Genomic DNA, 26,239 nt, shown 5'->3' with positions numbered 1-26,239 from the left:
GCGTGCGTGGTTTGTGTTGTCATACAAACAGGTTACGCGGAGAAGGGCGTAAGCGTAGATAGTTTGTGGAAGGTGACGGCGTTGCGCACGTCGCGCCAACCACGGCGTCGCGTGCGTTCCGCGCATTGTGTTCGCGTCGCGCTACACACTGCGCATTGTGTTCGCACCGTGTTCGTACCGCGGCGTCGTGTACACCCCGCGCATCATGCGCACTTACGTACATCGCGCATCCGAATACGGCGACGCCCCCGCAGCACAGGCCGCAGGGGCGTCGAAAGTCGGTGTCGTCTGGACTTGACAGTTCAAACGCACATGAAGTCCGCGTAATCAGCCTACTTCGAGGAGCTGCCGCTGTCAGTACGGTAGAAGCCGCTGCCCTTGAACTCAATGGACGGCGCGGCATAGACCTTGCGCACACGCTCCTGTCCGCACTGCGGGCATACGGTGATTGGGGCGTCGCTGAATGACTGCTGTTCGGTGAAATCATAGCCACAGTTCTTGCAACGGTAATGATAGGTTGGCACGGTGTTCCCTCCACGAGAATCGACAGGTCGGTACGTTTCGTAATCCGTACATATCCTAGTCGATTCGGTGACACTCATGGTGTTCTCGTATTGCGAACCGGGATAAGCGCGCGAATCAGCCGAATATCGTCAGGCTTTCCGGGGTGAGAATACCGCCGACCGGCACGTCATGCGGGTCGCGCGGCAGGTCGTGCACGTTCGCCTCCCATGGCCAGCACACGCCGATGATGGTGGCCTGAGGGGAGGCGTGCAGTAGCGCCCGGTCATACCACCCCGCGCCGCGTCCCAGCCGCAAGCCGTGCGCATCGATTGCAAACGCCGGAACAAGGATGAGTTCGGCTTGCCCGAGGCTGTCCGCCGCAAGTGCCGGTCCGGAGGGTTCGCGAGGCCGCAAACCGCCGGAAGCGCTACGCGGCATGTCGTGGAGCCGCTCAAGAGCGTCCAGTTCGCTCCATGCGCAGACCAGTTCTTTGCTCGATCCGAGTCGGGGGACCAGCACCCGGGCTCCTTGTCTGAGCAGGCGTTCGAGCACTCCATCAATCGGAGGTTCCGTACCCATGGATACGTATGCGGCGACGGTTGCTCCGTGGGCAAGCGGCGAGATCAGCGGTTCGGCCCGGGAGACGAGCGAGACACGCGCGTCGTCGAAAGTTTGGGCGTTCAGCGTTGCTCGACGTTGCAGGGCTTGATGCCGTGCCGCGCGTTTCGCCTGTGCACGTGCTGCCGCTCGGGTTGTGGCCGGTATTGCGGCGTCCGGTATTGCGGCACCCGGCGTCGCATCCGGTCCTGTGGTCGCCGGTATTGCGGCGGCTGTCGTCGATGCGCAATCGCTATCTGTGGTGGTCATACTTCACGGATACCACAACGCGTGGAGTCGGCGTTCCATCCGTGCCTCGCGACGCATAAACGGCGCGATGACGCATAAACGGCACAATCATATTGCACGGCGATATTGCTTGATGATGTTGCTTGATGATATCGCACGATGATCTGACACGATGCCCCGGCGCGATGGTGTGGCACAATGAAACCGATGTCTGTTCTGCAATCATTCCGCGGCATCATGCACGGCAGACCGCCGCGCGAATTCGTGATGCCGAAGTTCCTGACCGCCCCGGCCGGTGCCACGCCGATTGAACTGCGGCCCTGCACGCTTGACGATGAGGATGAGCTGCAAACCTTGCGCTGGCGTAACCAGGCGTGGCTGTCCCCGTGGGATTCCGACGATCCGCTTGGCGGCCCGGGCGTGACCTTCAACCAGTGGGTGTGCGATATGCGCAGGCGGGAACGCGACGGTTCGGGCGTGCTGTTCCTGATCACGGAACACGGGCGTATTGTCGGGCAGGTTTCGCTGGGCGCTATCACGTATGGCGCGATGCGTACCGGTCTGGTGGGGTATTGGGTTGATGAGGCGGTTGCCGGGCGGGGTATCGCACCGCTTGCGGTCGCCATCCTGGCGGATTGGGCCTTTGATTGCCCGGACGGACCGCGGCTGCATCGTATTGAGATCGCGATCATTCCGGACAATCATCGTTCCCGTCGCGTGGCGGAGAAGCTGGGTGCCATCGACGAGGGGTTGCGGCGGCAGTACATGCATGTCAACGGCCGGTGGCGCGATCATGAATCGTATGTGTTGTTCGCACAGGAGCGTCCCTCAGGCGGTCTCGCCGCAGCGTTCGCCGCGCGCGGTCAGGTGCCGCCATCTGCCTGATGCGCGGCTGCGCGACACGCCCCGGAACTGTGCTGCTATTTTCAGCTTGGTCACCTATTCTAGGTGATTATGGATTATGAAGGTGTCAGCGCTATTGTTGTGCTTGCGGTGCTGATACTCTTCATCGCCGGATGGCTGCCCACAAGGACAGCTGACAGCATGAAGCGGGTGATCAGGCGCCGCCAGGACAAATATTCGCCGTCGCTGCATCTGATTGATGAGCACAGCGGTACGAGGTTTTCGGACGGTCATTCGCCGGTGACGAAAGGGGCTGTGATGCGGCCAGCACAGGCAAAGGGGACGCGGGTGTCCCATGAGCATATCGCCGAGGTCCGTCGTCTGCGCAGGGCGTCAATCCGCCGTCGCCGCATCATCGCGTGTGTGTTGTTGCTGGCTTGCGTTGTCGTGGGCGTGCTGTCGTATCTGTTGCGTTTCTCCCCGTTGTATGTGCTGATTCCGGCTGGATTTTTGGTATTGACGATTGCTCTGGGGGCCCGGGCGAGCCGCCATGCGCGTGCGTGGGAGGCCAAGGTGTCCAAGCTGTTGGCGCAGGAGCGTCGCGAGCGCACACGTTCCGGCAAGCCGCAGACCGCGGGGGAACATGTCGCGGCAGTCAAGGCCGTCGATGGCGTGTCGGGCAGCGTGTCCGAAGGTGTTGAGGCCGCGGAGCATTCCGCCCCGGTGCCAGCCGATCAAGCGTCGGTCGATCAGACGCCGGAAGCCCAGGCAGATGCTGTGGAGACTTCGCTGATGGAACAGCAGGAGATTCATCGCGCCGTTGAACAGGGCATGGCCGAACGCGACCGCAAGTTGGCGCGCAGGGCGTCCCGTCCGGCTGCGGGCGCTGAAACCGTTCCGGAAGCCGGTTCCCACGACCGCAAGGATGCCGCAGCGCAAGGCGGGCAGCAGCACGCTGATGCCGGCGCGGTGCGGGATATCCGGGACGCTCGCGGAGCGAACGGGCGAAATGATGCCGCCACGCAAGCCGCGACCGACGATACGGACGCGCGTAAAACGCAATCTGCCGCAACTGCCGAGCCGACCGCCGCCAAGCATGGCGAATCCGCCGGGCTTGGCGAACCCGGTGCGCGCAAGGAGCGGGTTGAACAGCCTGAACAACCTGAGCCTGCCGACCAGACGCTTGAACTCAGCCAAGTGAGCCCTGCATCCTCGCTGGATGTGTTCGACATGGCCGCTGGGCGGCATCAGGACCTCATCTCCTTCTCGTGGGGCGCACCGCGCAACATCGAAGAACATGCGGAGCAGGATGCCCCGGAGAGCTTGGAAATCAAGTCAACCCGGCAAGTCGCCAAAGCGGTTCCGGTCAAGGAACGCGCGCAAGAGCACGCACAGGGCGATCAAGGCGACACGCCGGTGAACAACGCGGAATCCTTCCATCATGCCGAATCGAACGCGCATGTGGACGTGCCTGAGGAAACGACCGATTCGCTGGGTCACGATTTGCGTGCAGTGCTGCAGCGCCGCTCTTCTTGAGTCCTGCAATCGTTGCGATTCCTAGGGTTTCACTCTCAGCGTTAGCACTCGAGTTGGCAGAGTGCTAACAACGCGCTACGATGAGGTGTAGCGCAAAGGGACGGCGCTGATAGTGATCGTCAGCCTCTTGAAAGCGATGTCCTGGCGCGGGAAGTATCGATTTCTCTTAGAAAGAGGAGGTCCACAGTGTCGATCTCACTCACACCGTTGGAAGACAAGATCATTGTCAAGCAGGCGGAAGCCGAAACCAAGACCGCTTCGGGCCTGTTCATCCCGGACAACGCCAAGGAGAAGCCGCAGCAGGGTGAAGTGCTGGCTGTCGGCCCCGGCCGTCGCGACGATAAGGGCGAGCGCATCCCGATGGACGTCAAGGTCGGCGATAAGGTGCTGTACTCCAAGTACGGCGGCACCGAAGTGCACTATCAGGGCGAGGATTATCTGATCGTCTCCGCCCGCGACGTGCTCGCGATCCTGAACTGACGTTCCGCGTCTTGCAAGGCCTCGGCTCATGCCGGGGCCTTTTTGTTTGCCTAGCCAAATCAGACGCGACACGCGGCGCGAACGGGGCGGTAAGATGGCCTTGGTCGTGCATTCCGACACGACATCTGCTACGAGGCAGGGGACAGCATATGGTCACTTCGATGGGAACCTCACAGGCGCGGGACATGTTGCATGCCGTTGCCGATGCGTTGAACGCGGTGCTCGCATGCCCGCGCGAGACCGTTGAAGCAACGGTCCTGACCTTCGCCGCCGGCGGTCACGTGCTGCTCGAAGACGTTCCGGGAGTCGGCAAAACCACGTTGGCGAGAGCCCTGGCCACGGCAATCGGCGGAACGGTACGGCGGATTCAGTTCACTCCGGATTTGCTGCCGGGCGATTTGCTCGGCATGAACGTGTATTCGCGCGCGATGGAGTCCTTCGCGTTCCATCCTGGCCCGATTTTCGCCAATATCGTGATCGCCGACGAAATCAACCGTGCCGATCCGAAAGTGCAGTCCGCGTTGTTGGAGGCGATGGGCGAGGGACAGGTGTCTGTGGACGGACAGACCCACCATCTGGAGCAGCCGTTCATCGTCGTCGCCACGCAGAACCCGATTGAGCTTGAAGGAACCTATCCGCTGCCTGAGGCGCAACTCGACCGGTTCATGGTCCGCATGGGCTTCGGATACCCGGTTGCCGGGACGGAGGAGCGGATGGTGATGTCGGATCATGCGTCCAGACCGCTTGAAGGATTGCATCGTGTCGCGGAACTCGACCAGATGCAGGCGATACGCGATACCTGCGCCGTGGTGAAGATTTCGCAGCCGGTGGCCCATTATCTGGTGTCATTGACGGCCGCCACCCGCACGATGGAGGGCGTGTCTTACGGCGTGTCGCCGCGTGGCAGCCTGCAACTCGCCGCCCTGTCCCGTGCGAAGGCGCTGTATGAGGGCAGGGATTTCGTGCTTCCTGACGATGTGCGTTGGGCGGCCCCGTTTGCGTTGCCGCATCGGTTGGTGCTGGAGAACGCCGGATACGGCACCGCCCCGACCGGTCTGGCGCGTCAGCTGGTGGAATCGCTAATCGAGCGCACCCCGGTCCCACGGGCGTCCGACAGGTGATCACATGACCGAGGAATCGTCAGCCGGCGGCAAGCCTGTCCGCCACGCATCCAGCCAAGCCCGCTTGCGCAGAGCGGGCGTGCCGTGGAAGATGCGCCGCGGGTGCGTCCGCCCGGGTGTCGCGGGGCTGGTTGCGGTCTTGGCGATTGCGGCATTGTGGCTTGCCGCATTGACCTTCGACGCCCGCGTGCTGGTAGCCGCGGCCATCGCGTGGACGTCGGTGTGGCTGATGTCCGGGTGCTGGGGTGTCGTGCAATCGGTTGCAGTACGGCGTATTCAGCTTGGGCGGCCGGTTGGGACGGATACAGCCGCGGACACGGCTTCGGGAACGGAACGGATTCCTCGGTGGCGTCGGCTCTGCCGGGCGGCGATGCTGCCGCGTGATATCCGCACGGTTGGCACGTACATCCGGCTCAATCCGGAGGAGTATGTCGGCAGTGTCCCCGATCAGCGTGGATGGTATCGGCGTGTCGGCATGGTATTGTCATGGCGTGAGCCGCTCGGCCTGTTTGTTGTGCGTACGGTCATCCCCGATGATGCGGAACTGGTGATTCTTCCCGAGCCGGGGCCCGTCAACGTGACCGCCGGCGAAACTGCGTCAGGTGCGCGTGGCGGTGGACGGGCGACTTTCGGATTCGCGGGCTTGCGTGAATATGAGCCCGGCGACCCCGTACGCAGCATCGCGTGGAAACGCAGCGCCAGCGCGGGCCGTCTCGTGGTCAAACGCGCCCCGCGCAGCATGGTGCATGCGGTCATGCTCGTATGCGATATGGCCTCCTGTACTACCGACGCCCAGGCTGATGCCGTCGCCTACGCCGCGATGAGCCGGTATGCCGGTCTGTGTGCCGGCTTGGAACGGCACGGCGGCAAGCTGATTGTCACTGACGGACAAGCGGTCGCTACATCCTCAGGCCAGGCCATGCGGCTCATCGCCTCGCTGCAGGCCGGAGGGGACGCCGATCATATGGCTGCAACCGTGTGCAATGCCGCGTCTGCGCAACATATGCCGGTCAGCGTGGTCGTCATCACGGCAAGCGCGGCAAGCGGCGTAAACCCGGCGAACGGCACGAACGCCGCAACAACCCAAGCAAACCGGCTCGTCGCAAGTCTGCACGCCGCCGGGCAGCCGAATGTGCAGACGGTGACGGTCCAGAGCGACCACGCCTCGTACCGGTTGCGCTCGCATGAGATGGATGACAGTGAGGATGATGCCGTCGAAGGCCGTGAACCCTTGAACGGTCAGACATCCGCGCACAGACACATCCGTCGGATCGGTGCGCGGCTGCCCATCGCCCACGAATCCGGGCCGCGCCACGACCACACGCCTGCCGGACAATCCGGGCGACGCCGGTGGGTCGTGACACAAGCTGCAGGACTGCTTTTGCGGGCTGCGATTGTGGCGCTCACCATGGAACTGAGCGTGCAGTGGGCGCTGATGCTGGTCCAAGGGAAGGGTCTGTGGTGGCCGGTGTTTGCGCGGATCGGCGTCGCGGCGCTAGCCGTCACCTCGCAAATTCCGACACCGGGGCGCTTCAAGCGCAGGCGGTTGACGGCGGCGATCCGGGGCATCGTATTCGTTCTCGCAGCCCTTATGGCCGGGGTCGTCACTACCGGGTTACGGTTGCGTGAAACCCTCGGATTCCTGCCGTGGCATCCCGTCTACACGCATGTGTCCGCGGGCGGCGAGCAGACCGTCGTGCACGTCCCGTTCACCCAGGCATGGGGACGATTCGCGACAACGATTGCATCAGGTTTCAAGCAGTTGTATGTGCAAGTGCCGCCGTTGAACATGGGTGCGGCGTCGGATGCCGCCATCATCGTCGCTGTTGTCGGGGTGATGCTGGTTGTCCGGCTGCTTGCCGGCATTCCCGCTGTAATCCCGTGGATGGGCATCCTCCCCGTCGTTGTGGGTGCGGCGGCGAATGTGTCGATGCTGCAAGAAGTGCCGTGGGTGGGGGTGCTGTCGCTGGCGGCATCGCTCGCCCTGGCGTGGTGGTCTGTCCGTCCGCACGCCGCATCCCCGCTCATGCCGTGTGTCGCATCGGTGGTGACGATGGCCTTGGTAACGTCTTGCACGTCGGCGGGGCTTGCACTCGCGCGGTCGATCCCGCTCGCCTTCGACACGGGCAACGGCATGTTCAGTTCCACGACCATCAACCCGATGATCGATCTCAAACGCTCCCTGACGGCGGGCTCCTCGGCTACGGCCTTGACCTACCAGTCCAACAGGGCGCGATACCTGCGTATGGCCACGCTTGATGATTTCGACGGCGATACGTGGAATTTCGACGCCACATTGTCGGCGAGTGCGAATCTGTATCGTCGCAGCTCCTCCACCGCATTCGTCAATCTGCAATCCAATGTAGACAAAGCCGCCTCCAAGCTTGCCGCGTCCTCAGGCGGATACTCGTCCGCCTCGCAGCCGTTGGCAACATATCTGACGTATAACAACGGGTCGCTTGGTTCCACGAACGTCGCGGACAGCTGGCTCGGGATAAAAATCGCCGAAACCGATGTCACCATCGACAAACTCAGCACGCGTCTGCTGCCGGTCGGCGGCTTGCTGCTTGACTATTCCGGCGTCAGCGGCGACTGGACCGACAATTCCTCCGGCGGCATCACGTCGCGGACCGCCACCACGACGCGGGGCCAATCCTATACGACGACGGGCATCTATATAGATCCGATCACCTCGTCCTTGGGCTTCCAGCAGATTGACACCATTGAGAAAGCCGTGTTGACCTTGCGTGACACCGGCCATCTGACTGTGCCGCCTGCTGCCACGGCGAATGCGGAGCGCGCACGATGGGCGTCCTCGGGTGCCGCCCGGCGTGTCGGCGATTTGCTGCTCATCCCCGTCGTTAGCAGCGACGGCATCCTGACCGTCGCAAATTCCGACACTTTCGACGGGGCGCTCGCCTACGAGTGGTCGGAAAACGGGTACAGCGGCGACGCGGATTCCGACGATCCGGGAAGTGCCAGCATGTACACACTGAGCACGTCGTTCGCCAATGCCATCGGTTTCAATCCGAACAAAGACAGTGCCGTGCTCGTGCGTGATTCGGGCAGCGGGACCTGGATGCTTGCGCTTCCCGCCACCGTGGGCGCCGCTGATTTCTCGGATGCCGATGTCGTCACGTCGCTGTTCGCCAAGGCGGGGATGACCGTGTCGTCTGCGATATCGGTAGCGCTGGAAAGCGGGCTGGTCGACGGGTCCGACCCGTTCGCCCGCATCGACGCGCTTGACAAGGCCGTGCTCGCCCGCTACCGGTCGCTTCCGGCGAGGCTGCCGTCCGATGTCAAGGCGGTGATTTCCCAGGCGAAGGCCGATGGCATACCGTCCGAGGGAGCCACCTTCAATGAGCAGGAACAGGCGTTGCAATATCTGGTCAGGTATTTCTCCTCGAACGGCTTCACTTACTCCCTAGACGTGCCGGGCGATGAAACCGGAGACGACAGCAATATCGCGATGGTTGGCAGCTTCCTCAAGCGCAAAAGTGGTTACTGTGCGCATTATGCGAGCGCATTCGCCATCCTCGGGCGGGCGCTCGGGGTGCCCACGCGCATGGTGCTCGGCTACAGCACGAGCGGAGTGGTGGATGAGAACGGGTCGTACAGCGTCAGCGCGAAACAGCTGCACGCCTGGGATGAAGCCTACCTGTCGGGGATTGGCTGGGTTCCATTCGATGTGACCCCGGCGGCGTCCGAGGAATCGTCCGATGCCGGCCAGAGTCCCTCTTCGACTACGTCGTCATCGGCCAGCCCGTCTGAGTCGCCCTCGGCTTCCGCTTCAGGGTCTGCGTCCCCGTCGGCTTCCGCCTCGGCGTCGTCATCGGGCTCCATTGGCGGGTCCACCTCCCGGATGCAGGGACGCGATGACGCTTCTCAGGCGGGCTTGCCGGTCCGCCAGTGGATGGTGTTCCTGGCGGCCGTCGCGGGATTGGGGGCGCTATGCTGCGTCCCGATGGGCATACGTTCGCACAGGAGACGTCGCCGGTTACGGGCGTTCGACCGTGCAGCGCGTGAGGGCACAGGCGACGACACGCCGGTCAGGTCCGCGTGGGTCGACGCGTGGCGTGAGCTTCAGGACACCGCGTGGGATTGCGGGGCACGATGGCCTGCAACGGCCACGGATCGGGATATCGCCGATGTCGTAGGGGTCGCGCTCGCCTGCGAGGCGGCTGGGAAAGTCGCCGGTCGGGCCGCCGCGTGCGTATTCGGGCACGATGATGTTCCGGCGCCGTCACTTAAGGATGCCGCCGATGTGCGCGCAGCCGTGGAAGACCGCCGCCGGTTCATGCCCATGTCGCTGTTCCGCCGGCGGTGAAGACGTCTGAAGCAACACGCCGCGGGGCTGATGTCCGCATGGTGACCTTCCTGCGGGTATGTTACGGGGAGATTGACGCCGCCGCGTATAGGATTGAGTCATGGCATACCTACATCGTGCAATCATCGATACCATTCCCAGCTACAAGCAAGGCAAGCCCGCACCGAAGACGCCGGGTCTGACCGCGTACAAAATCTCCAGCAACGAGAACCCGTACGAACCGCTTGCCAGCGTTAAGCAAGCCATCGTAGACAAGGCCGTCGGCCGTATGAACCGTTACCCGGACATGCGCGGAACGGCGGTTGTGGAGCGTTTGGCCGACCAGTTCGGTGTTAAACCGGAGAATGTCGTCCTGGGCTGCGGATCCACCGAAGTCATCACCCAGCTGGTCAACCTAGTTGCCGGCCCCGGCGACGAAGTCGTCTACCCGTGGCGCAGTTTCGAAGCCTACCCGATTATCGTGGCGAACGCGGGCGTGACCAGCGTGAAAGTGCCGAACCGTCCCGACGGCAGCCATGACATCGATGCGATGATTTCCGCCATCAACGAGCACACGCGCCTGGTCATCGTCAACAATCCGAATAACCCGACCTCCACATCCCTGTCCGACGCGGATGCGCGCAAGCTCATGGCCGCCGTGCCCAAGGACGTGCTGGTTCTGTTCGATGAGGCGTATATCCAGTTCAACACCGCCGCCGACACGAATGTCGCGATGGACCTGTTCCGCGAATACCCGAATATCGTGGTCGCACAAACCTTCTCCAAGGCGTACGGACTTGCGGGTCTGCGCATCGGCTATGGTATCGCCCCGGCCGATGTGATCGACGGCATGCGCAAGGTGGCCATTCCCTTCGGTGTCACAGAGATCGCCCAGACCGCGGCACTCGCGTCCATGGACGCCTATGACGAGCTGGACGAGCGTGTCAAGGCGCTGGTCGCGGAACGTGCGCGCGTGGTTGCGGCCTTGCGTGCACAGGGATGGGAGTTCCCTGAGCCGTACGCGAACTTCTTCTGGTTGCCGATCGGTGAGCGTACCGACGAGGCGGCGGAACACTTCGTCAAGGCGGCGTTGTCCGTGCGCGTGTTCAGCGGTGAGGGTATCCGTATCTCGATCGGCGAGCGTGAGGCGAACGACAGGGTGATTAGCGTCTGCGCCGACCTCAAGCGGCTTGGATTCTGATCGGCGGACGCGCCTCGGCGGCGTTTCGGATGTGCTGTGGTTGCGCTTGGGCTGCGGGCGGCTGCGTCGTGGTCGTGCGGATCTGATGCGCGGGGCTTGCGGGCCTGATGTGCAGCCACGGCGTGTCGCCTGAAATACCGCCGATTTGGTGGGGTAATTTCCGGTGTGCGACACGCCTGATTTGCATTTGTCCCGCAAAAATGCCATTATAGCCAAGTTGCCGGTTGCGGCTAGGTCGCTTGCGGCAAGGGCTGGTTTCCCAAGCGGTCAAAGGGACCTGACTGTAAATCAGGCGCTTCGTGCTTCAATGGTTCGAATCCATTACCAGCCACGCCTCGATAGCTCAGTGGTAGAGCACTTCCTTGGTAAGGAAGAGGTCGTGAGTCCAATTCTCACTCGAGGCTCTCATGGCGGGGTAGCTCAGCTGGCTAGAGCGTACGACTCATAATCGTAAGGTCAAGAGTTCGAGTCTCTTCCTCGCTACAAAGGCCGGCGACACCGCCGGTAAGCAATCGACCACAGAGGTGAACCAACATGGCAAGCAAGAGCGCCGACATCCGTCCGGGTATCACGCTGGCATGCACGGAGTGCAAGGAACGTAACTACATCACGACCAAGAATCGTCGTAACACTCCTGACCGTCTTGAGCTGAAGAAGTTCTGCCCGCGTTGCGGCAAGCAGACGGTTCATCGCGAAACCCGCTGAATCTGTTCGAGCGTGGCATCACGCTTGCGAGAAAGCCTGACTTCGGTCAGGCTTTTTTGTTATCCAACGGGCCGTCAGCGGTTTAGTTGTCTGGCGGGTCGTCGGCGCTCCCGTAGCCTCATCCTCGTATTCCTCATTCCCTCACAAACTGTCTACGCTGGGAGGGTTGTCAGCATAACCAGTTTGTGGGGTCATAAGGGGTATCGGGCGAATGTGTGTCCGATGGTGGGGCGTGTGGAAGTCTGGGGCGTTATTCCGGTCTCTATGCGTACGGTCTCTATGCGTATCCTGTATGTCGCGGTATGCGTATCTTGTCAGATTTCGCCGGAAAGGGGCAGCGCCGGCCCGTATCCTGCGGTTCGCGTATGTCCAGCCATACGCTGTCTGGCATTACGGGCCTCAGGTTGTGCGGAACGCCTACTATCTGGCGTGTGGTGTATGACGTGGCATGCATAGCGTGCCGGTGTGTGGGGGTTGGTGTCATGGTTGTTGGTGTTCTGTCTGGTCGTGTATGTGATGGCATGCGCGACCGGATGGAGGCCGCGGGAGACGACAAAATCACCTAGTGTCTGCCGGTTTGCGTATGCCAGGGCATACGCGGCTCCGCATGATGACTCCGGAGTGGGGCTTGATGCTGTCCATCTGGCATGTGGCGTATGTCCGAACATGCGCGAGCCGGCATTATGGTTTCCAGACAGGGTGGGACATGCCTCGTCCGGCGTGTGGCGTATGTCCGGGCATACGCCACAAGGCATACGCGAACCCACTCATGTGCCTTGCCTCGTAGCAGGCCCGTGGAGGTGCCGGGCCGTGCCATGGCATCCACCGGGTATGTCGACGTTGCCTCGTAGCAGTCCCGTGGGATGCCGGGCGAATATTCCGGCCGGGCTGGAAAATGCCAGGCAGAAGATTCGGAGCCGTGACGCGTATGCCGGTACAAGCCCTCGCCCGCGATTCCAGACACACCTGTTGGACCATTACCCCAAACTGGTGACGCTGAGTGTGCTGTTAGCGTCGCTAGTTTGTATGTCTTCCCAAACTGTCTGCGCTGGGCGCGCCGTTTGCATCGCCGGTATTCTCCCGATTTCGGCTTTGGGGGTGGTTTCTCGAATCGCGGATTTCCAACGTTTCTGTTGGCAGATTATCCGCAGAACGGCGGATTTCCAATAATCTCCCGTGCTTGATGGGGGAGTTTATGCGCGCATCGGGCGAATTCCTAGCTCTCCCAATGCAATCCCGTCAGCCGGATTGCGGTCGCAGCTGACGAGCCACGTGCTCTGGAAGGGCCAGCCTGGCATCGGCATCGACGACGTCCCAGTCTCGGATTCCGACATCCCAGTCCCGACAGCCCAGCCCCAACATGGTCTGCACGTTCCTGTGCATGGTTCACGCGACCAACCCCCGGCACGCGAGACTCCCAGCCCAAACTCAGACACCTGACAAGCTCGCAGTCGCAACGCATATCGGGCCTGCAAAGGACACATTGCGGTATCGCTTCGGTGCGCTCATGCCCCTCGGCAAGCCTGCGGCTAGTATGGCGGGTATGACCACAGAGCACAGCACCACGACGTTCGCCGACCTGACCACCATCGGTGTGGGCGGGCCGATCCGCACCTTCCTGACTCCCGACACCCGCGACGGTGTCATCGACGCTGTGCGGCAGGCTGATACCGCAGGGTTCCCGCTTAGCGTGATTGGCGGGGGATCGAATCTTCTTGCCGCCGACACCCCTTTCGACGGCGTTGTCGTGCGGGACGCGCGCCAAGACATCCGTTTCGGCTCGCCACAAGCGGACGATGCGGTCGCCGTCAGTGTGGACGCCGGCTGCAACTGGGATGATTTCGTCGCCGAGAGCGTCGCCCACGGGCTTGAAGGCGTCGAGGGGCTTTCAGGGATTCCCGGTACGGTCGGCGCGTCGGTCGTGCAGAACATCGGCGCGTACGGCCAGGAGGTCGCCTCCGGTGTCGCCCAAGTCGAGGCCTGGGATCGCGAGGAATCACGCACGGTGACCCTTGACCCGCAGCATTTGCGTTTCGGGTACCGCATGTCCGCGCTGAAAGCCAGCATGTACGCCGCTCCTGCGCAGCCGTCCGACAGGTTTTTCCCGACCCCGCGCTTCGTGGTTCTGTCGGTAACGTTCCGTCTGCGCCGCGGGGCGGAAGGAACCGTCGGCTATGGACAGCTCGCCAAGGCGCTCGGCGTTGAGGTCGGAGACCGTATGCCGGTTGCGGCGATTCGCGACGCCGTGCTCAAGGTGCGTGCCGCCAAAGGCATGCTGGAAGATGCCCGCCGGTATGGCATCCCGGTCATGGCTGGCGCCAAACGTGCCGACACCGTACAAGCGGCATTGCAATCCCAGCGTGAGGCGACCGGTTCGGACGGCCCGGATTTCAACCGGCACAGTTGCGGCAGTTTCTTCATGAACCCGATTCTTGACGATACGCAGGCGGCCAGGCTGCCTCAGGACGCCCCGCGATTCCCCGCCGTGTTGCCGTCAGGCGAGCCGGGCACCAAGACTTCTGCGGCGTGGCTGATCGACCATGCCGGATTCCACAGGGGGTACGCTGTCGCAGCCGGCGCCCCGGCGAGCCTGTCTACGCTGCACACGCTCGCATTGACCAATCGCGGTTCGGCACGTGCGGCGGATATCGCGACACTCGCCCGGACGGTCCGTGACGGCGTCGAACAGGCGTTCGGCGTGCGGCTGGTTCCCGAACCCGTGCTCGTCGGCGTCACGTTGTGACCTCCTGCGGGCACGGCGACCGTGGCAGGTTGGTTCCAACCGGAACAGACCAGACCCGACGCGAGCCAATCCGGGCTCATCAGACGACAATCAATCGGCAAATCGCCGGATTGCGGCCATGACCTGCACCCGCCGTTCAGACGGCAGTACAATCAGACGCCGTGCGAACATTGCCGTCATCCATGGCATACCGGCACAGCGCATTGAGGAGAGGATCTGAGGGCTGTATGCATCTTTTCAGAACGAAATCAGTTGAGCAGACGCTCGCGGAAACCGGAGACAACGAGCGCAAGCTGGTGCGCACGCTTGGTGTGTGGGATCTGGCGATGATGGGCGTCGCTGTCGCCGTCGGCGCGGGGATATTCTCCGTGGGTGCCCAGGCGATTGCTTACCATGCGGGTCCTGCGGCGATTCTGAGCTTCCTGATCGCCGGTATCGTGTGCGGTGCGGCCGTCATGTGCTATGCGGAGTTCGCGTCGATGATCCCGGTCGCCGGGTCGGCATACACCTTCACCTATACGACGATGGGGGAGCTAGTCGCCTGGGTTATCGGCTGGGATCTGATCCTCGAGATGCTCATGGCCGGTTCGGTTATCGCGAAATACTGGGGCGTCTATTTGAATGACTTCCTGCATCTGATTGGCTGGAATACCTCTACGCAAGTGCAAGTCGGCGGATTGACCATCGATCTTGCCCCCTTGGTGATTGTGGCGTTCTTCACCGTGCTGCTGGTGCTCGGCACCCGGCTGTCAACGCGTGTCGACGGCGCGTTGACGGTGCTGAAAATCGGCATCGTGCTGTTCGTCGTCATTGTTGGTTTCTTCTATGTCAAAGCGAGCAATTTCACGCCGTTCATCCCGCCTGAACAGCCGGCTTCGAGCGTTCGTGGCGCGTCGGCGAGCGGTGCGATGATGCAGCCGCTGTGGCAGTGGATGACCGGTATGAAGCCGACGGTCTACGGCGTGCCGGGGATTTTGTCGGGAGCCGCGCTGGTGTTCTTCGCGTTCCTCGGCTTCGATGTGGTTGCCACCGCTTCCGAGGAGACGAAAAACCCCGGTCGCAACGTGCCGCTTGGCATCGGCTTGGGCATGACGTTGGTCACTGTGCTGTACATGCTGGTCGCCGTCGTCACGACCGGCATGGTGTCCTACAAACAGCTCGCGAAGGCAGACAGCCCGTCATTGGCGACCGGCTTCGAACTGGCGGGGGCGACTTGGGCGGCCAAAATCATCTCGCTGGGTATCGTTATCGGCTTGACCACTGTCGTCATGGTGCTGCTGCTCGGCCTGACGCGTGTCGTGTTCGCGATGAGCCGCGACGGTCTGTTGCCGCGAGGTCTGTCGAAAGTCGGCAAACACGGCACTCCCGCGCGCTTGCAGATCGCGGTCGGTCTGATTGTCGCGCTGGTCGCATCCTGCTTCGATATCGATATTCTGGCGGATATGGTCAATATCGGCACATTGTCGGCGTTCACTCTGGTGGCGCTCGGCATCCCGATTATGCGGCGCAAGCGGCCCGACCTGCCGCGTGCCTTCCGCATGCCCGGCAATCCGTGGGTGCCGGTGTTGATCGCGCTCGCGAACTTCTGGCTTATGCTCAATCTCAGCGTGTTGACTTGGCTGCGGTTCCTGGTGTGGCTCGCCATCGGCTTCATGATTTACTTCGGATACTCGTACCGGCATTCGCGGCTCGGCAACGGTGAGTTGGTCGATCATTTGCCCGGTGGAACGGATGTGCGTGCGGACATGCCCACGTCGTCAGTGTCCGCGGCGTCTTCGCCCGACTCATCGGTTCCCGCGTCCCCCGCGTCCACGTCCCCAACCGTGGGTAGTGTGGATGACGAATGAGGAGGTAGCCATGGCCTATGTCATTGCCCAGCCGTGCGTCGATGTCAAGGACAAAGCCTGTGTCGACGAATGCCCGGTGGATTGCATCTACGAGGGTTCACGTTCGCTGTACATCAATCCCAACGAATGCGTGGATTGCGGTGCCTGCGAGCCGGTGTGCCCGACCGAAGCCATCTTCTACGAGGACGATCTTCCCGAGGAGTGGGCCTGGTATAAGGACGCCGCGGTGAGTTTCTTCGACGAAGTCGGCGATCTGGGCGGAGCGTCAGCGGCCGGCCCGATCGGCAAGGACCCCGCGCAGGTGGCCGCCCTGCCGCCGCAGAACCAGGAGTCCTGAGAACATTCAGGCGTGTTGGACGGCCGCCGCACCTTTCGTGTGACGGCCGTCCTCGTATATCTCGTCATCACCCGTCGCATTGGGTCGGGCTGAGTGCCGGCTGGTGCGCGGCGGAAGCCCAGACGCAAACCCGCGCTGGAGCGGAGAGGAGCTCAAATCATGGGATTCGCGGCATTCGATAACACCTACGATTGGTCGAAACTCGCCACATACCGGCAAACAGCCATGAACACGCCGAACGGGCAGATTGACTTGTCCGTCGGTTCCCCGGTCGATCCGGTCCCGCAATCCGTGCAGCGTGCGCTCGCCGCCGCCGCCAACGAACGCAACGCCTTCGGATATCCCAAGACCATCGGCACCGATGATTTGCGCGGGGCAATCGCCCACTGGATGCGCGTGTGCCGCGGTGTCGACATGGATGAGGTCGGCGCCGGTGCCGTCCCCACGGTCGGGTCCAAGGAAGCGGTGGCACTGATGGCTTCACTGCTCGGCCTCGGCCAGGGAGATGTCATCATCCAGCCGAAGGTATCCTATCCGACATACGAAATCGGCACGCAAATCGCGGGAGCCTCAGTACACAAGGTCGACGATGTCGCCGACACGGATTCCTGGCGGTCCATCCCTGGAGTCAAAGCCATCTGGATCAACTCCCCGTCAAACCCGACCGGGGCGGTGCTGTCCGCCGACCAGCTTGCAGGCATCGTTGCCGCGGCGCGCGAAATCGGCGCTGTCGTGCTGTCCGACGAATGCTACGCGATGATGGACTGGCGTACTTCCTCCACTCACGATGACTCCAACGAGGCACAGGCCGCGAATTCCTTCTCGCTGTCCTCCACGCCGTGTGTGCTGTCGCCCGCGGTATGCGAGGGGAGCGCCAAGGGCATCCTCATGCTGTATTCGCTGAGCAAACAGTCGAATATGGCCGGGTATCGCACCGCGTTCATCGCCGGCGACGCGGACATCATCAAGCACATGTCCTCATATCGCAAACAGCTCGGCCTGATTATTCCGGGACCTGTGCAGGCGGCGATGGCTGCCGGGTTGCGCGATGTCGCATCCGTACACAACCAGTGGAAGCGCTACCGGTACCGTCTCGAATCGCTTGTCAGTGCGCTGCGTGATTACGGCTATGACGCGCACATGCCACAGGGAGGGCTCTACGTGTGGGTCAAGGCGTTGAGCGGCGACTGCTGGAACGATATGGCGGCGCTCGCCGATCTAGGCATCGTCCCCAGCCCAGGCGAGTTCTACGGCGCGCCGGATTCGTTGCGCTTCTCGTCCACGGCGGATGACGAGACCATCGAACTGGCGTGCTCGGCCTTGCGACACGCCGCCTGATTGGCCGCTTGATTGGCTGCCTGATTGGTATCGGGCAGATTGCGGCGAATGACAGGCAGACGGCAGTGAGGTGGGTCAGGCGGGTCTCTTGACTTGCCGGAATGACGCTGGGAAGGCGCTGCTTGTCGGCTGTGGGCCGTGCAGCTGTAGGTCGTGCGGCGGCTAATCCCGGTGCCGCGGTTAATCGTGGTCTGGCCGATGCGAATCCGGGGCAGTGCGCGAGTTGGACACCGCGCGATGCCGTGTATCCTGCCCTTCGCCGACACCGAGACTGACCGCGCCGAGCCCGTAGCGTTGCCGGACGGCATCCATCGCCTGTTCGGCGTCGCGCAGTCGGGTGGAGCGTGATTCGCCGCTTGTGGATTCATGCTCCTCAAGCATGTCCTCCAGCGTCGGCTGTATGACCGCGCCGCGAGCTTGAATCAGGCCGCTTGCGCTGATGCCAGCCAGCCGGATTTCCTTGGGGAGCGGGAGGGTGTCCGGCGTGTCGGGGGCGAGTCCCAACGTGGTATTAAGCAGTTCTACCGCCTGAGGGTAGAGGGTGCTTGCCGCGTCCGCCGGATGATCCATGGTTTTTGCGCGTGTCGTATACGACAAGTCGGCATAGCGCAGTTTCACGGTCAGGGTGCGGGCCATCAGCCCGCGTGCGCGTAGGGAGCGCGCGACCTCATCGCAGCAGCGTCGCAGCAGGCCGCGCACTTGGCGAGCGTCATGCGTGTCCTCATCGAAGGTGCTTTCCGAACCAATGGATTTTTCAGGCGTATGCGGGGTGACCACGCGTTCGTCGAGCCCCCAGGCCGCCATGTGCAGATTGTGTGCGGCGATGGCCGAGCCGGTGGCTTGTGCGAGTGCGGTTTCGCTGGTGGTGGCGAGGTCGGCGACGCTGGTGATGCCCCAGCTGTTGAGTTTGCGTTCCAAAGACGGCCCGATGCCGGGAATGCCGCGCAGAGGCATCATCTGCACGAACTGTGCCTGTCGGTTGACCGGGATGAGCAGCATGCCATCCGGTTTGGCGTTGGTGGATGCCATTTTCGCGACCAGTTTGTTCGAAGCGATGCCCACCGAGCAGGTGATGTGGTAGCGCTGTGCGACTTGGGCGCGGATCCAGGCGCCGATGCGGCTCGGTTGGCCCCACTGGCGCAATGCGCCGGATACGTCCATATAGCCTTCATCGACGGATACCTGTTCGATCTGGTCGGTGATTTGGCTGAACACTTCGTCGAAGATGCGCCGCGACATCATGCGGTAATAGCTCATATCGACGGGCAGGAACACGCCGTTGGGGCATAGCTGGCGGGCGCGTGCGGTTGCCATGGCGGAGTTCACGCCGTATGCGCGGGCCTCGTAACTTGCTGCTGATACGACGGAGCGTGTTCCGGTGCCGATGATCACCGGTTTGCCTTTGAGGCGGGGATTGCGGGCGATTTCCAGTGAGGCGTAGAAGGCGTCCATATCGATATGTAGCACCGTGCAGCCAGTTTCGTCATGTCCCCAGTCTCGTTTGGCGGCTTGAAGTCGTGGTGCGGTGCTCATGCATCCATCCTAAGCCGGGACCGGGTATTCGGCTGCGGGCGGCGATGGGCGTGGCGTGATGTGCACTCGTCGGCGAAAGGTGGTATGGTAATGTGATGTTGCGCTCAGCGGCGCAACGTGGAGTCATGCCTGAGTGGCCGATAGGGGCACCCTGCTAAGGTGTTAGTCGCATTTAGCGGCTCGAGGGTTCGAATCCCTCTGACTCCGCTTCAATGGAACCCGCCGGGAATGGCGGGTTTCTTGGTTCTTCAACGGTTTTATCGGCGTGTCGCACGGTGCCCAATCCCCGGAACCCCCTTCCCGGAACCCTCTTCAGTTTCCCGAAAGGCTGTCATCTCAGACAACTGGCTGATGTAACTGGATATCCCAATCGTCTCATGCCAACCGTCCCATAACAACGGGCTTATGCCAGCCTTTCCATGTCAAACGCCTCATGCCAACGGGCTTATGCCAGTCTTTCCATACCAGCCGTCCCATACCAGCTGTTCCATTCCAACCGCCCCATGCCAGTCGTTCCATGCCAGCCGCCTCCGAGCCGAGAAGACCTACGCTGGGAGAAGCCACGTCTGCCGGAAAAGTCTCGATATCTCGCATTTTGATGCCGATTCGGCGAGATATTGAGAAAAATATCTCAATAACTCGCGTTCGAAGCCCAATCGCGTGAGATATTTAGATTTTTCTACGCCATCCTCGGCATCGCGGGAGGAGCGGAAGCGCGGAATATCAACGATTGTTGGGTTTTGGCCGTGCACTATACCGACCGGCGAATCTGAAATAATCGCCGATTTCGTCCCAATCGAGAGTTTTTCGGAGATTGTTCTGAATATCTCACGCGAAAAGCCGTTCTGGCGAGATATTGAGATGTCGCCTAGGCAGATGATCGCAATGTGGCGGGCTCCGTTGTCCGCCGGAACGTAGGGCGGAGCCGGAGGTACGCCTTTGTCCGCCGTCTCCGTACTTTCATTGTATCTACACAATGGCGGAATTTCAGCATTTTCTGATGGTCCATTGCTCGAAACAGCGGAAAAACTGCATTCGTTGTCATCCCGATTTCCCGCGCAAATATTCTGGTTTTGCGTTAACATTTTTGCGTTATTGAATATGTTCACATTCTGGTACTTCATGCGTCGTGCATCGGCGTGTCTCGGCGTGTCGGGCGGTGCTACACGCCGTCGTCACCCGACATCCGCGATAGCGCCTCACTGGAATGCATTCGGTCCAGCGCATCAGGCCGAATCGAATACCAGCCGTGCGTGCGTCATCATTCCATGCGCTATCGTGGAATCTGTTATGGCTGAATCATTCACAGTGCTCAACCCCGCATCCGCTCCCGCACAAGGGTCGCTGACGGACAAGAAGTCCGAGTTCATCGCCGACATCTGCCATGTCGACGAGCTTGCGCAAGCGATGTCTTTCGTGGAGTCGATTCGCGAACGCCACCCGAAGGCCCGTCATGTGGCCTATGCCGCGATATGCGGAGACCAAGGGCGGCTCGCAGAGCGGATGAGCGACGACGGCGAGCCCTCGGGCACTGCCGGCAAGCCGATTCTCGATGTGCTTCGTGCCAATCATCTTACCGATTGCGTGGTGACGGTTACCCGGTATTTCGGCGGGATTCTGCTGGGGTCCGGCGGCTTGACGCGGGCATACTCTTCGGCGGCGTCATTGGCGGTCAAGGCGGCGGATATCGCAAGGATCGCCACTTGCGTGCGGTTGCGGATGACGGTCGGTTATCCGCAGCTTGACACGCTCACCCATCTCATCGCGCAATCCGGGGGTGTGCGGGACAACGAACAGTACACCGATGTCGTGCGGCTTGACGCGCTGATTGAGCAATCGAAGGCAGAGGCGTTCAGCGCGCGTGTCGTCGAGGCCTTCAGTGGATCGGTGCACGCCGAACAGATCGGTGTCGAACACCGGGCGATACAGTGAAGGGTATGAGTGACGGCATGAGCGAGACGACATCATCGCAACACGAAGAGGCGGTTGCGGCCTCACAGGAGGGGAAGTTGCAGGAGGGTCAGCCTCAAGACGAGCAGCTTCAACATCAGCAATCCGAAAGCGGATCGGTTGCTGATGCGCCGAACGTCGGGACATCCGATACCGACGCGTCCGATATCGACGCGCCTGACATCGACGTATCCGAGACAGACGCAGGCGCATCCGATGCCGGTACGCCGGATTCCGACGCGTCCGATGCCGGCGTACCGGATTCCGCCACCCCGGGTGATCCCGACGCGTCCGGTGACTCCGCCACGCCCGACACCGCAGCGGCGTCCTTCGAACCGCTGACCGTCACCTACGAACGCCTGCGCCATACCGATGACGTCGCCGAGCTGCACGAATACGCGCGTCGCCCGTTGCCGGACCGTTCGCTGCAAGCAGCCTTCTCCCGTGCCACCGCACTGCTTGAGGCGGTCGCGGGCAATCAGCATACGCCGCTTGAAGACCGGGTGTTTTTGGCCACTGAAATGCCGTTCCCGAATATCCTGGTCAAACTCTCGGAAGATCCCGAACCTCAGGTGCGTCGTGGGGTCGCCGCGAATCAGGATGACAAGAACTGGCTGGTGGGGCGCCTGACCAAGGACCCTGACCCGTCGGTGCGGGACGCCGCTCTGCGCAACCCCCGTACATCCTGGAAGATGCGTCTTGAAGGGGCACAGAACCCTGAAGTCGACGCGGATACTTTGGACTTCCTGTCCACGCTTGGCGTGTCGTGCGAACCCGGTGCCCCGGCCGTCCTCGCGGGCATGGTACGACGCGCGGTCGCGCTCAATCCGCAGGCCTCGCGGGAGACCCTGCAACGCCTGAGCGCCGACGCCTCCCCGTCCGTGGCGCGATGCGCACAGCGCAGATTGGAAGCCGAACAGACGGGCGAATCAAACTAAAATCCCAGAAAACTGTCGATGAATCCGGGATTTCGTCTTCTTCCGGTCGCTTTTTGGGCTTACACTTAAACGTATGACAGAGAAGACCGAAAACGATGAGCGCCTCGCTCGTCCTCTGATTCGTCTTGCCAAGCTCGTCGGCATCGGCACCAGCTATGTCGGCCAAAGCAACGACTACCACGAAATCGAGGACGACGTCCTCGTGGCGGTACTCGCGGCGCTTGGCGTGGATGCGTCGAACGATGAGGCCATCGAACGTTCCATCCGCACCATTCTCGACGAACGCCACGCGCGTCTGGTTCCTCCGACCGTCCTGCATACGGTCGGTAAGGAGGACTCCGTGCTGGTCAATACCGGCATCCTTGAGATTCCGTCGGCGACCATCACCTTGGAAGATGGCCGGCAGTATGACGGCGAGCTTGTCGCTGGGGCAGGCGACGGCTCTCAGGCGTATTCGTTGGACGGCAAGTTCGTCGCGACCGCCTCGCTGACCCTGCCGAAGGATCTTCCAATCGGCTACCACACGCTGCATGTGCGCGTCGGCGACCGCAAGCAGGACGCCACGCTGATTAGCGCTCCGGAGAAGATCGAGCTGATTGACCCGATGAAGAACAACCAGCTGTGGGGCTGGATGGCTCAGCTGTATTCGATTCGTTCCAACGGTTCGTGGGGTGTCGGTGATTTCGAGGATCTCAAGACCCTCCTGGTGGAAGCCAAGCGCAAGACCGGCGCCGATTTCATGCTTATCAACCCGGTCCACGGCAGTGAGCCGGTGGCTCCGCTGACCCCGTCTCCGTATCTGCCGATCAGCCGTCGTTTCGTGAACTTCACGTACATTCGTCCGGAGTCCATTCCGGAATACCGGCAGCTTGATGACGCCGCGCGTAAGCAGATCGAGGAGCTGCACTCCCAGGTTGAACCGCTCAACGGTGACGCCCAGCTCATCGACCGCGACACCATGTGGCGTATGAAGATGCGCGCTCTGTGGCTGGTGTTCAAGGCGGGACGTTCCGCCGGCCGCCAGGCTGAGTTCGACGTGTACAAGAAGGAGCAGGGCACCGAGCTCGAATCCTATGCTACGTGGTGCCTGTGCTACGACAAGTGGGGCAAGCCCGAGGATACGCCGGACAACTGGGAACGCAAGTATGCCAAGGATTCCGCGCAGGTCGCGGCGCTGCGCAACCAGTTCCCCGACACGCTCGAGTTCTATCGCTGGCTTGAATGGATTGCCGGTGAGCAGCTCGAATCCGCCCAGCGTGCGGCGAAGGACGCCGGTATGAAAATCGGTCTGATGGCCGATATGGCCGTTGGCGTTCATCCTGCCGGGTCCGACGTGTGGTGGAATCCTGAGCGATTCGCCAAGGGCGCCACGGTCGGCGCGCCGCCGGATTACTTCAATCAGCAGGGTCAGGATTGGAGCCAGCCGCCGCTCAACCCGATCCAGCTGGAAAACACCGGATATCAGGTGTATCGCGAGATGGTGCACGGCATGTTCGCCCGTGCGGGTGCCGTCCGCATCGACCATATCTTGGGCCTGTTCCGCCTGTGGTGGATTCCGCAGGGCAAGGGGGCGAAGCACGGTGCCTACGTGTACTACGATTCTGAGGTCATGCTTGGCATTCTCGCCATCGAAGCGGCGCGCGCCAACGGCGTGGTCGTCGGCGAGGATCTCGGCGTGGTCCCCGATTTCGTGACGAAGTCGCTCGGCCGTCACGGCGTGCTCGGCTGCGCCGTCGAATGGTTCGAGCAGATGGACGGCAAGTTCAAGGCCCCGAAGACTTGGCGCGAGTATGCGCTCGCTTCGGTCAACACCCACGACATGCCGCCGTCCTACGGCTACCTCGAGTACGAGCAGGTGAAGATCCGCGAGAAGCTCAACCTGCTGGACAGCCCGGTCGAGGAATTCCAAGCATCGGCCACCAAGGAGCACAACGCGATGCTCAAGATGCTCGTCGACAACGGCTATCTTGACGCGGAACTGCTCAAGGACGAGAAGGCCAATGAGCAGCAGATTGTCGAGGCGCTGTATCGCGGTCTCAAGGATGCGCCGAGCAAACTCATCGCGGCATCCATCACCGACGCAGTCGGCGAGAAGCGCGCGCAGAACCAGCCGGGCACCAACAACGAGTACCCGAACTGGCGTATCCCGCTTGCGGATTATGACGGCAACGTCGTTCCGCTCGAGAAGCTCTTCGACAATGAGCGCCTGAAGTCGCTGACGAAAATCATGAATTCCTGACGTATTGTCGGGCGAATCGCGGTGGCCTGTCGGTTGTATGCCGGCAGGCCACCGTTGTATATACGGCGTGGTGGCGTGTTGCGTTTGGGCAGGGGAGGCGATATACTTATCGACTGTTGTGTTCCCAAGGGGTCCTTCAAAGCGCTTTCCCACTCGCCATCGAGGACTTTCAGGGAGCCCACGATAAGAAAACCGAGCTGTTTCGCGCTTGCGGGCGGTTAGGTTTGGAACACAATATGAGAAAAGGTACAATCGTGAAGACTTTCACACCGAAGCCAGATGATCTGACTCATGAGTGGTACGTCGTCGACGCCACCGATGTGGTGCTCGGCCGTCTCGCAACGCAGGTCGCTATCCTGCTGCGCGGCAAGAACAAGCCGACGTACGCGCCGCATGCCGATTCCGGCAATCATGTCATCGTCATCAACGCCGCGAAGGTGGCGCTGACCGGCAACAAGCTCGACAAGGTGCTGTACTCGCACTCCGGCCGTCCTGGCGGCCTGCGTCGCGACAAGTACGCCGACCTGCTCGAGCGCAAGCCGGAGCGTATCATCACTGCCGCCGTCCGTGGCATGCTGCCGAAGAACCGTCTTGCGAAGGTGCAGCTCAACCGTCTGCACGTCTTCGCCGGCGAAGAGCATCCGCACACCCCGCAGAAGCCGCAGGTCTTCGAGATCGCGCAGGTTTCTCAGCAGGCCAAGTGAACCGAAGGGAGATAAAGAAACATGGCTGAAAACACCAACGACTCCGCGGTTCTCGAGACCGAAGAGGAGCTCACCTCGTACACCACCGAAACCAACGCTGGCGCTGGTACCGGTACGTCCCAGATCGCACCTTGCTACGGCACCGGCCGTCGCAAGGAAGCCGTCGCCCGTGTCCGTCTGGTTCCGGGCACCGGCAAGTGGACGATCAACGGCCACACGCTCGAGGAGTATTTCCCGTCGAAGCTGCTGCAGCGCGAGGTGAATTCCCCGATCGTGCTGCTCAAGCTTGAGGGCAAGTTCGACGCCATCGTCCTCGTGGACGGTGGCGGCACCACCGGTCAGGCCGGTGCCATCCGCCTCGGTGTCGCCCGCGCTCTGAACGCGGTCGACCGTGACGCGAACCGTATCGCGCTGAAGAAGGCTGGCTTCCTGACTCGCGACTCCCGTGTCGTCGAGCGCAAGAAGGCTGGTCTGCACAAGGCACGTCGCGCTCCGCAGTTCTCGAAGCGTTAAGTTCGCTTGTACGCGAGTTGTCGCGCATTACAGATGCCGGTATCCCGAAAGGGTGCCGGCATCTGTCGTATCACCGCTGTGTTGGCTTGGGTGGTGAGCGAATTGCGCGGCCTAGTGGTGCCTTGGCTCCCATGTGTGACTTGTAGTAATCACTCCCAGCAGCGCTTGCCGGGTGCGTAATCACATGAAAATCTCAATATCTCGAGCAGATGGCCTGACTACGCGAGAAATTGCGAAATATATCCTAATATCTCTTGATGTTGGTGCGATTGCGCGAGAAATTTGGATTCCGCAACCCGCCCGACCCGATGCGTGATTCGAGAAAACCGCAGAATATCAATGATGTGTCGCGAGCCAACATGAACTGTATCGACGGCAATATCTCAATATCTCGTGTCAGTCAGCGATTTGAGGGAGATATTGAGACATTTTCCTGAATATCTCGACGATTTCGCCGATATCCAGAGAAATTGAGAACTCCTTGACACATGGGATTGCTTCGAAAGGGATTGCTCCGAAAGGGATTGCTCCGAAAGGGATTGCTCCGAAAGGGAT

20 protein-coding genes and 4 tRNA genes are annotated in these 26,239 nt (G+C 61.7%); 20 read left to right on the top strand and 4 right to left on the bottom strand.

The features are described from left to right. Nucleotides 1–332 precede the first annotated feature (332 nt). Together ACI38B_RS01650 and ACI38B_RS01645 are read right to left on the bottom strand one after the other, a co-directional pair. Nucleotides 333–524 (bottom strand): FmdB family zinc ribbon protein, encoded by a 192-nt coding sequence (locus ACI38B_RS01650; protein ID WP_015450996.1) that lies wholly within the window; start codon nt 522–524, stop codon nt 333–335. Nucleotides 525–639: 115 nt separating this feature from the next. After that, the gene (locus ACI38B_RS01645; RefSeq protein ID WP_439729244.1) at nt 640–1,371 is read right to left on the bottom strand and encodes a 5-formyltetrahydrofolate cyclo-ligase; all 732 of its coding nucleotides are present in this window, start codon (nt 1,369–1,371) and stop codon (nt 640–642) included. Nucleotides 1,372–1,557: 186 nt separating this feature from the next. Here ACI38B_RS01645 and ACI38B_RS01640 point away from each other — a divergent pair, with 186 nt between their 5' ends. The 14 genes from ACI38B_RS01640 (at nt 1,558) to dapC (ending at nt 17,807) form a co-directional block, all read left to right on the top strand. After that, a complete protein-coding gene (locus tag ACI38B_RS01640) occupies nt 1,558–2,235 on the top strand; it encodes a GNAT family N-acetyltransferase (protein ID WP_439729243.1) in 678 nt (225 codons plus the stop codon). A 69-nt stretch (nt 2,236–2,304) separates the two neighbouring features. Continuing rightward, nucleotides 2,305–3,729 carry a hypothetical protein gene (locus ACI38B_RS01635; protein ID WP_439729242.1) on the top strand — a complete coding sequence of 475 codons (1,425 nt, stop codon included), beginning with the start codon at nt 2,305–2,307 and terminating at the stop codon, nt 3,727–3,729. A gap of 186 nt (nt 3,730–3,915) precedes the next feature. Beyond that, entirely contained in the window at nt 3,916–4,209 is a 294-nt protein-coding gene (groES, locus tag ACI38B_RS01630) for a co-chaperone GroES (RefSeq protein WP_015450992.1), read from the top strand. Between the two features lie 149 nt (nt 4,210–4,358). Beyond that, nucleotides 4,359–5,330: an AAA family ATPase gene (locus ACI38B_RS01625; RefSeq protein WP_439729241.1), complete on the top strand. Its 972-nt coding sequence runs from the start codon at nt 4,359–4,361 to the stop codon at nt 5,328–5,330. 4 nt (nt 5,331–5,334) lie between these two features. Beyond that, nucleotides 5,335–9,657 (top strand): transglutaminaseTgpA domain-containing protein, encoded by a 4,323-nt coding sequence (locus ACI38B_RS01620; RefSeq protein ID WP_439729240.1) that lies wholly within the window; start codon nt 5,335–5,337, stop codon nt 9,655–9,657. A 100-nt stretch (nt 9,658–9,757) separates the two neighbouring features. Then, complete coding sequence (locus ACI38B_RS01615) at nt 9,758–10,837, top strand: histidinol-phosphate transaminase (RefSeq protein ID WP_439729239.1); 1,080 nt, start codon at nt 9,758–9,760, stop codon at nt 10,835–10,837. Between the two features lie 249 nt (nt 10,838–11,086). Further along, nucleotides 11,087–11,168: transfer RNA gene (locus tag ACI38B_RS01610), tRNA-Tyr, on the top strand. A gap of 1 nt (nt 11,169) precedes the next feature. Beyond that, nucleotides 11,170–11,241, top strand: a tRNA-Thr gene (locus ACI38B_RS01605). 5 nt (nt 11,242–11,246) lie between these two features. Then, nucleotides 11,247–11,320 (top strand) — tRNA-Met (locus tag ACI38B_RS01600). A 51-nt stretch (nt 11,321–11,371) separates the two neighbouring features. Further along, a complete protein-coding gene (gene rpmG, locus ACI38B_RS01595) occupies nt 11,372–11,542 on the top strand; it encodes a 50S ribosomal protein L33 (RefSeq protein ID WP_003814458.1) in 171 nt (56 codons plus the stop codon). A 1,543-nt stretch (nt 11,543–13,085) separates the two neighbouring features. Beyond that, nucleotides 13,086–14,285 carry a UDP-N-acetylmuramate dehydrogenase gene (locus tag ACI38B_RS01590; RefSeq protein WP_439729238.1) on the top strand — a complete coding sequence of 400 codons (1,200 nt, stop codon included), beginning with the start codon at nt 13,086–13,088 and terminating at the stop codon, nt 14,283–14,285. Nucleotides 14,286–14,512: 227 nt separating this feature from the next. Further along, complete coding sequence (locus ACI38B_RS01585) at nt 14,513–16,132, top strand: amino acid permease (RefSeq protein WP_439729237.1); 1,620 nt, start codon at nt 14,513–14,515, stop codon at nt 16,130–16,132. A 10-nt stretch (nt 16,133–16,142) separates the two neighbouring features. Then, entirely contained in the window at nt 16,143–16,469 is a 327-nt protein-coding gene (gene fdxA / locus ACI38B_RS01580; RefSeq protein WP_015450985.1) for a ferredoxin, read from the top strand. 159 nt (nt 16,470–16,628) lie between these two features. Then, entirely contained in the window at nt 16,629–17,807 is a 1,179-nt protein-coding gene (gene dapC / locus ACI38B_RS01575) for a succinyldiaminopimelate transaminase (protein WP_439729236.1), read from the top strand. Nucleotides 17,808–17,987: 180 nt separating this feature from the next. On the opposite strand, the gene dinB is transcribed toward dapC, so the two are convergent. Then, on the bottom strand, nt 17,988–19,340 hold the full coding sequence (gene dinB, locus ACI38B_RS01570) for a DNA polymerase IV (protein WP_439729235.1): 1,353 nt from the start codon (nt 19,338–19,340) through the stop codon (nt 17,988–17,990). 119 nt (nt 19,341–19,459) lie between these two features. Here dinB and ACI38B_RS01565 point away from each other — a divergent pair. After that, nucleotides 19,460–19,547: transfer RNA gene (locus ACI38B_RS01565), tRNA-Ser, on the top strand. A 338-nt stretch (nt 19,548–19,885) separates the two neighbouring features. Here ACI38B_RS01565 and ACI38B_RS01560 read toward each other — a convergent pair. Further along, on the bottom strand, nt 19,886–20,464 hold the full coding sequence (locus tag ACI38B_RS01560; protein WP_439729234.1) for a hypothetical protein: 579 nt from the start codon (nt 20,462–20,464) through the stop codon (nt 19,886–19,888). A gap of 166 nt (nt 20,465–20,630) precedes the next feature. Between ACI38B_RS01560 and ACI38B_RS01555 the strand changes: the two genes are divergently transcribed. The 5 genes from ACI38B_RS01555 to rpsI all read left to right on the top strand — a co-directional run bounded on the left by ACI38B_RS01555 (nt 20,631) and on the right by rpsI (nt 25,684). After that, the gene (locus ACI38B_RS01555) at nt 20,631–21,272 is read left to right on the top strand and encodes an IMPACT family protein (RefSeq protein ID WP_439729233.1); all 642 of its coding nucleotides are present in this window, start codon (nt 20,631–20,633) and stop codon (nt 21,270–21,272) included. A 185-nt stretch (nt 21,273–21,457) separates the two neighbouring features. Further along, nucleotides 21,458–22,228, top strand: coding sequence for an AbrB family transcriptional regulator (locus tag ACI38B_RS01550; protein WP_439729255.1), 771 nt, complete (start codon nt 21,458–21,460; stop codon nt 22,226–22,228). A 73-nt stretch (nt 22,229–22,301) separates the two neighbouring features. Next, nucleotides 22,302–24,467: a 4-alpha-glucanotransferase gene (malQ, locus tag ACI38B_RS01545; protein ID WP_439729232.1), complete on the top strand. Its 2,166-nt coding sequence runs from the start codon at nt 22,302–22,304 to the stop codon at nt 24,465–24,467. Nucleotides 24,468–24,721: 254 nt separating this feature from the next. Then, nucleotides 24,722–25,171, top strand: a complete 450-nt coding sequence (gene rplM, locus ACI38B_RS01540) for a 50S ribosomal protein L13 (RefSeq protein ID WP_033491996.1) — start codon at nt 24,722–24,724, stop codon at nt 25,169–25,171. 21 nt (nt 25,172–25,192) lie between these two features. Continuing rightward, nucleotides 25,193–25,684 (top strand): 30S ribosomal protein S9, encoded by a 492-nt coding sequence (gene rpsI / locus ACI38B_RS01535; protein ID WP_015450977.1) that lies wholly within the window; start codon nt 25,193–25,195, stop codon nt 25,682–25,684. Nucleotides 25,685–26,239 lie beyond the last annotated feature (555 nt).

It is taken from the genome of Bifidobacterium sp., from assembly GCF_051876855.1.
In the GTDB taxonomy this organism is placed as follows: Bacteria; Actinomycetota; Actinomycetes; order Actinomycetales; family Bifidobacteriaceae; genus Bifidobacterium.
Note: the sequence above shows the minus strand (reverse complement) of the source record. Positions and strands in the feature narration are given on the sequence as shown.

What these genes read in the sequence shown, in the direction of transcription:
- dinB (WP_439729235.1), bottom strand. Translation starts at nt 19,340, where the DNA reads ATGAGCACCGCACCACGACTTCAAGCCGCCAAACGAGACTGGGGACAT.
- rpmG (WP_003814458.1), top strand. Translation starts at nt 11,372, where the DNA reads ATGGCAAGCAAGAGCGCCGACATCCGTCCGGGTATCACGCTGGCATGC.
- ACI38B_RS01615 (WP_439729239.1), top strand. Translation starts at nt 9,758, where the DNA reads ATGGCATACCTACATCGTGCAATCATCGATACCATTCCCAGCTACAAG.
- fdxA (WP_015450985.1), top strand. Translation starts at nt 16,143, where the DNA reads ATGGCCTATGTCATTGCCCAGCCGTGCGTCGATGTCAAGGACAAAGCC.
- dapC (WP_439729236.1), top strand. Translation starts at nt 16,629, where the DNA reads ATGGGATTCGCGGCATTCGATAACACCTACGATTGGTCGAAACTCGCC.
- ACI38B_RS01555 (WP_439729233.1), top strand. Translation starts at nt 20,631, where the DNA reads ATGGCTGAATCATTCACAGTGCTCAACCCCGCATCCGCTCCCGCACAA.
- malQ (WP_439729232.1), top strand. Translation starts at nt 22,302, where the DNA reads ATGACAGAGAAGACCGAAAACGATGAGCGCCTCGCTCGTCCTCTGATT.
- ACI38B_RS01645 (WP_439729244.1), bottom strand. Translation starts at nt 1,371, where the DNA reads ATGACCACCACAGATAGCGATTGCGCATCGACGACAGCCGCCGCAATA.
- ACI38B_RS01625 (WP_439729241.1), top strand. Translation starts at nt 4,359, where the DNA reads ATGGTCACTTCGATGGGAACCTCACAGGCGCGGGACATGTTGCATGCC.
- ACI38B_RS01585 (WP_439729237.1), top strand. Translation starts at nt 14,513, where the DNA reads ATGCATCTTTTCAGAACGAAATCAGTTGAGCAGACGCTCGCGGAAACC.
- ACI38B_RS01620 (WP_439729240.1), top strand. Translation starts at nt 5,335, where the DNA reads ATGACCGAGGAATCGTCAGCCGGCGGCAAGCCTGTCCGCCACGCATCC.
- ACI38B_RS01635 (WP_439729242.1), top strand. Translation starts at nt 2,305, where the DNA reads ATGGATTATGAAGGTGTCAGCGCTATTGTTGTGCTTGCGGTGCTGATA.
- ACI38B_RS01590 (WP_439729238.1), top strand. Translation starts at nt 13,086, where the DNA reads ATGACCACAGAGCACAGCACCACGACGTTCGCCGACCTGACCACCATC.
- ACI38B_RS01560 (WP_439729234.1), bottom strand. Translation starts at nt 20,464, where the DNA reads ATGAAGTACCAGAATGTGAACATATTCAATAACGCAAAAATGTTAACG.
- rpsI (WP_015450977.1), top strand. Translation starts at nt 25,193, where the DNA reads ATGGCTGAAAACACCAACGACTCCGCGGTTCTCGAGACCGAAGAGGAG.
- ACI38B_RS01640 (WP_439729243.1), top strand. Translation starts at nt 1,558, where the DNA reads ATGTCTGTTCTGCAATCATTCCGCGGCATCATGCACGGCAGACCGCCG.